Source organism: Planktotalea sp., assembly GCF_039984035.1.
GTDB lineage: Bacteria > Pseudomonadota > Alphaproteobacteria > Rhodobacterales > Rhodobacteraceae > Planktotalea.
The window spans coordinates 1-2,253 of sequence record NZ_JBDWVM010000295.1; the positions used below are offsets into that span (position 1 = coordinate 1).

General features: G+C 56.4%; 3 protein-coding genes. 1 reads left to right on the forward strand and 2 read right to left on the reverse strand.

Annotation, left to right across the window (positions count from 1 at the left end):
- Positions 1-1,671: hypothetical protein (locus ABJQ89_RS13505; protein WP_348496727.1), on the forward strand; the 1,671-nt coding region annotated here is incomplete at its 5' end.
- On the opposite strand, the gene ABJQ89_RS13510 is transcribed toward ABJQ89_RS13505, so the two are convergent.
- On the reverse strand, positions 1,668-2,027 hold the full coding sequence (locus ABJQ89_RS13510; RefSeq protein WP_348496728.1) for a hypothetical protein: 360 nt from the start codon (positions 2,025-2,027) through the stop codon (positions 1,668-1,670). The two genes, ABJQ89_RS13505 and ABJQ89_RS13510, sit on opposite strands and share 4 nt — an antisense overlap.
- Before the next feature lie 48 nt (positions 2,028-2,075).
- Positions 2,076-2,253 (reverse strand): DUF599 family protein (locus tag ABJQ89_RS13515; protein ID WP_348496729.1); only part of this gene is annotated, 178 nt, incomplete at its 5' end.

Here is a 2,253-nt window from a genome sequence, read left to right on the forward strand (position 1 = left end):
AGCACGCTTAGCGACACGCTCGCTGAATTGCCGCAATCTCGCATTGCTGGCGTCTTTCTAATCAGCGATGGCCGCATTCACGATCTGGAGCGCGCGCCAAACCTTCCTGCGCCAATGCACCTGATGATGACAGGGCGCAGCACGGATTGGGATCGTCGCTTGAGCGTCACGAATGCGCCCGCCTTCGCGATCTTGGGAGAGCCTGTCACGCTCACCATCAAGATCGAAGACATGGGCGCCGCGCCGAGCAATTCCGGCTTTGCACCACTAGAGATCTCGATTGATGGCGGCGCGCCGCAACGGTTCGAAGTCCCGGCAGACGCCGATATCGAACTTCCGATCACATTACCGCATGGCGGGCGCAATGTTTTGCAGTTCACAGTGCCCGAAGCTGACGGCGAAATCACAACGCGCAACAACACTGCTTTGATCCAAATGAACGGTGTGCGCGATCGTCTGCGCGTTTTGCTCGTGTCTGGTGAACCCCACGCAGGCGGGCGCACATGGCGCAATCTTTTGAAATCAGACAGCTCTGTCGATTTGGTGCATTTCACCATTCTGCGCCCACCTGAAAAGCAAGATGGCGTACCAGTCTCCGAACTGTCCCTGATCGCCTTTCCCACGCGTGAGCTATTCATGGAGAAGATCGAAGACTTCGATTTGATCATCTTTGACCGCTACAAAAGACGCGGCATCCTCCCCGCGCTCTACCTTGAGAATATCGCACGTTACGTACGTGAAGGCGGCGCCGTTCTGGTGGCTGCGGGTCCTGATTTTGCATCTGCAGACAGTATCTTTCGCTCCTCCCTTGTTCAAATTATGCCCGCCAGCCCGACCGCCCGTGTCATAGAGGAAGGGTATCTTCCAACCGTGAGCGAACTTGGTGAACGCCACCCCGTCACCGCCGGCCTTCCCGATGTCGGAAATTGGGGTCGCTGGATGCGCCAGATTGACGTCATCCCAGAGGGTAGTGACGTTCTGATGACTGGCGTTGATGATCGACCCTTATTGATGCTGAAACGCATCGAAGAGGGTCGCGTTGCCTTGCTCGCCTCTGATCATGCCTGGCTCTGGAGCCGTGGGTTTGAAGGTGGTGGACCGCAACTAGAGCTGCTGCGTCGCCTCGCGCATTGGATGATGGGTGAGCCTGAACTTGAAGAAAATGCGCTTTTGGCTGAGGCTACAGGCCAATCCATGCGCATTACACGACGCTCACTCGCTCAGACAGTTGCGCCTGTGATCGTCACCGCGCCAGATGGTAGCGAAATAGAGCTGCAGTTGAGCGAAACGCAACCGGGTCGCTTTGAAGCGCAGCTGACAGGCGATGAGATTGGGTTGTATCGTTTGAAAGATGATGAACATGAGACCGTTATTGGCCTCGGCCCCTCTGCGCCCCGCGAATTTGTGCGCACCATTGCGACGGGCGAATTGCTGGAACCCGCAATCGAAGCGACACGCGGCGGCATCTGGCGTCTCGAGGATGGAATGCCGACGATCCGTTCTGTACGGGAAGGTCGCCCAGCGGCTGGACGTGGTTGGCTTGGCGTCACACCGCGCAGCGCTTTTGAAACACTCAGCGTGCGTCAAACAGCCTTGCTGCCTGCATGGCTCGTTCTTCTTCTAGCGTCAGGTTTGATTTTAGCCGCGTGGATACGCGAAGGACGGCGTTAACGATCTAGGCTGATCTTGTAGCCTGAATCATGCCATCCATCGACGGAACATTTCACGCGTACAAAGACTTCGCTCATACCATCTGGCACCATCACGTTGCGCAGCGACCGTGTGAAAGGTTGCTCGTTCACATGCGGATGATGCAGGATGCGCGTTCCCAAAACATTTCCATCGGCATCGACGATTTCCCAACCATCAGCATAGTTGTCCCAACCGGTGTCACCATGCTCAAGCGTCACATCAAAGTTCCATCCCATGCCAGTGTTTTCCGCATTTGCATCGACCACCTTCGGGGCGTCAGCAAAAGCAGGGGCGGCAGCGATCAGGGCGGCAAATATGATGGAAAGATGTCTCATACCTTCCCGTCTAGTGGCTCTCAGTCGATTCGGGCAATCACAAGCGCGTCAAGCATCGTGAACGTCGCTCGAAAGCAACACACTGCGCGAACGCGATGCGAACTCGCGGCGCCATAGAACCAAACATGTAAGCAAACCAGCGAAGATGAGCGGAATTGGTCCTGCGAGCCATGCAGACGACGCCAGCCCGAAATAGACGGACCGAAGGCCCCTGTTAAATCCACGC

Excerpts from the sequence above, each read along its gene's own strand:
- ABJQ89_RS13510 (WP_348496728.1), bottom strand. The coding sequence starts at position 2,027 with ATGAGACATCTTTCCATCATATTTGCCGCCCTGATCGCTGCCGCCCCT.